Origin of the sequence: Segeticoccus rhizosphaerae, assembly GCF_009192725.1 — a bacterium.
GTDB classification, from domain to species: Bacteria; Actinomycetota; Actinomycetes; order Actinomycetales; family Dermatophilaceae; genus Segeticoccus; species Segeticoccus rhizosphaerae.
Genome location: NZ_VOHR01000387.1, coordinates 1 through 3,180, shown reverse-complemented (window position 1 = coordinate 3,180; position 3,180 = coordinate 1). Strand labels below are relative to the sequence as shown.

At 73.4% G+C, this 3,180-nt stretch carries 4 protein-coding genes; all 4 read right to left on the bottom strand.

Translation table 11 applies throughout. From position 1 onward, the window contains the following. Positions 1–762 (bottom strand): ATP-binding cassette domain-containing protein (locus tag FRW57_RS19470; protein WP_152186817.1); only part of this gene is annotated, 762 nt, incomplete at its 3' end. A gap of 2 nt (positions 763–764) precedes the next feature. Next, positions 765–1,706, bottom strand: coding sequence for a 4-(cytidine 5'-diphospho)-2-C-methyl-D-erythritol kinase (locus FRW57_RS19465; protein ID WP_152186816.1), 942 nt, complete (start codon positions 1,704–1,706; stop codon positions 765–767). 168 nt (positions 1,707–1,874) lie between these two features. After that, positions 1,875–2,747: a 16S rRNA (adenine(1518)-N(6)/adenine(1519)-N(6))-dimethyltransferase RsmA gene (gene rsmA / locus FRW57_RS19460; protein WP_152186815.1), complete on the bottom strand. Its 873-nt coding sequence runs from the start codon at positions 2,745–2,747 to the stop codon at positions 1,875–1,877. Positions 2,748–2,837: 90 nt separating this feature from the next. Beyond that, on the bottom strand, positions 2,838–3,180 hold a 343-nt coding region (locus FRW57_RS19455; RefSeq protein ID WP_203230428.1), incomplete at its 5' end, for a transglycosylase family protein.

Genomic DNA, 3,180 nt, shown 5'->3' with positions numbered 1-3,180 from the left:
GGTGCGCGCCGGCGGCCCGCGGCGCAGCCAGGCCAGCTCCTTGCGCAGCAGGTTGCCGCGCCGCTCCTCGGTCACCGCGGCGATGCGGTCGCGCTCCGCCTTGGCGAGCACGTATGCCGCGTAGCCGCCTTCGTAGGACTCGACCCGCCCGTCGACGACCTCCCAGGTGAGGGTCGCGACCTCGTCGAGGAACCAGCGGTCGTGCGTCACGGCGACCAGGCCGGTACCGGGGCGGTTGCGGCGGGTCGCGAGGTGCTGCGCCAGCCAGGCCACGCCCTCGACGTCGAGGTGGTTGGTCGGCTCGTCGAGCAGCAGCAGGTCCGGGTCCTCGACCAGCAACGCGGCCAGGGCCAGCCGCCGGCGCTCGCCGCCGGACATCGGGCCGACGACCGCGTCGAGCCCGCCGACCTCCGGCGCCTCCACCCCGCCGAGCAGCCCGTCCATCACGTCGCGGACCCGAGCGTCCCCTGCCCACTCGTGCTCGGGCAGGTCACCGAGCACCGCCTCGCGCACCGTCGACTCCGGGTCGATCGTGTCGACCTGGCGCAGCAGCCCGACCGAGAGCATGCCGACCCGCGTGACCCGGCCGGAGTTGGCCTCCTGGTCTCCTGCGAGCACGCGCAACAGGGTGGACTTGCCCCCACCGTTGCGGCCCACGACGCCGATCCGGGCTCCCCCGTTGATTCCCAGCGACACCCCGTCGAGGATCGTGTGGGTGCCCAGCGTGAGTGAAACCTGCTCGAGGGCAACCAGATTGGCCACGCTCAGCGACCCCGGGTCATCTCGTGGCTGAGCACGTGGGCGCCGTGAGCCGGTCCCGTCGCCCGCTTGACCTCCGGAGCGGATCCGACGGCCGCGAGCGCGACCGCGAGGTCGAGGGCCCCCTCCGCATCGGCCGCGAGGAAGGCCACCGTCGGACCGGAGCCCGAGACCACCCCACCGAGCGCCCCCATCTCCAGGCCGGCCGCTAGCAGGTCGCGCAGCGGGGGGCGCAGCGAGAAGGCCGCCTCCTGCAGGTCGTTGGACAAGGCTGAGCCGAGGGCCTGCGGATCACCCGAGCGCAGGGCGGCCATGAGGTCGTCGGACGGCTCGGGTGCCGCGATCCGGCGCCGTCCGCGCATCCGGTCGCACTCGGCATACACCGCGGGAGTCGACAGCCCGCCCTCGCTGATCGCGAAGACCCAGTGATAGCTGCCGCGGGCCAGGACCGGGGCGAGCGATTCCCCGCGACCCGAACCGATCGCCGTGCCACCGGTGAGCGCAAAGGCGACGTCGCTGCCGAGATCACCTGCCATCGCGTCAAGCTGGGGCCGGGACAGCTCGAGGCCCCAGAGCGCGTCGCACGCCACCAGGGCCGCGGCGCCGTCTGCTGAGCCACCGGCCATGCCCCCGGCCACCGGGATCTGCTTGTCGATCGTGATCCGCACCGGCGTGTCGACGCCACCCGCCTGCGCCACGCGGCGCGCTGCCAGCAGGGCGAGGTTGCTCTCGTCGAGAGGGATCTGCTCGGCGTAGGGGCCGGCCGCGACGACCTCCCAGTCGGCGGCCGGCTCGACGGTCACGTCGTCGTAGAGGCCCACGGCGTGGAAGACCGTGGCCAGGTCGTGGTAGCCGTCCGCGCGGCGCGGCCCCACGTTGAGCTCGAGGTTGACCTTGGCCGGGACCCGCACGGTGACGTGGCGCGACCCCTCCCTGGTCGTGATCATGCCGCGGTCCCCGCGAAGTATCGGAGGCCGGGGTCCTCGCGAAGTATCGGAGCGCAGCGGAGAACTTCGTGGGGTGGCAGCGCAGCGGAGTGCGGGGTCCCCGCGAAGTACCGAGTGAGGCACGAGCGAGGACTTCGTGGGGTGCTTTTCGTGGGGTGGGTCATGTGCTCACCCGAGGTCCTGCCGGGCTGCTGTGATCGCGATGAACGCCTCGACGTCGAGGCTCTCGCCACGCGTTCTCGGGTCCACACCGGCGGCCCGCAGGATCTCCTCGGCCCGCGCCGCGGAACCAGCCCAGCCGGCGAGGGCCGCCCGCAGCGTCTTGCGACGCTGGGCGAAGGCCGCGTCGACGCACGCGAACACCTCGGCCCGGGAGGCGTTCGAGCGCGGAGCGGGGTGCCGCCTCAACTCGACCAGGCCCGAGTCGACGTTAGGCGCGGGCCAGAACACGTTGCGGCTGACCGTGCCCGCGAGCCGCACGTCGGCATACCACGCAGCCTTGACGCTCGGCACGCCATACGTCTTGCTGCCGGGACGGGCGGCGAGCCGCTCGGCGACCTCGAGCTGCACCATGACGAGCACCCGCTCGAGGGTCGGGAACGCCTGCAGGAAGCCGAGAACGACCGGCACCGAGACGTTGTAGGGCAGGTTGGCCACCAGCGCGGTCGGCTGGGGGTCGGGCAGCTCGTCGACGTTGAGCGCGTCCGCCTGCACCACCGACAACCGGTCCTCCTGTCCGGGGGCGTGCTCCTGCACCGTCTGCGGCAGGGCGAGCGCCAGCACCGGGTCGACCTCGACCGCCACGACCCGGCCCACCTCGGGCAGCAGGGCGAGGGTGAGCGAGCCCAGCCCGGGCCCCACCTCGACCACCACGTCGTCCGGGCCGACCCCGGCGAGTCGGACGATGCGGCGCACCGTGTTGGCGTCGATGACGAAGTTCTGCCCCCAGTGCTTGGTGGGGCTCACCCCGAGGCGCGTCGCGAGCTCACGGATCTGGGCGGCGCCCAGCATCCCGGTCCTCGCCGTGTCGTCCGCAGCCATGTCGAGCAGCCTAATGGCCGACGCCGCCGGGTCCGTCCGGGGTCGTCAGGGCGTCGTCCCGGGGTCGCCCGGCGGCGTCTGGGATGTGGGTCAGAGGTAGCGGGAGCAGACCGGCCACAGGTCGGCGCCGAAGCGGGCGTAGAGCTGCTGTGCGCGGACGGTCTGCTCGTAGGGATCCGCGCGGACCGGGCTGCCCAGACCGCCCACCGACCGCCAGGCCGAGATGCTGACCTGGTAGAGACCGAAGTAACCGTCGGCGCTGACCTGCCGTGGGTTGCCACCCGACTCGCACTCAGCCAAGGCGGCCCAGTTCAGGCCCCGCCCGGGGTCGTGGCCTGGCACGTCGGGTCCCAGGTCGGGCCGGGCCGCCCCGCCCCGGGAGATCCGGAGCGGCTCCTCGGCCGGCTCCGAGCGGGTCGGCGGGGCGGACGTC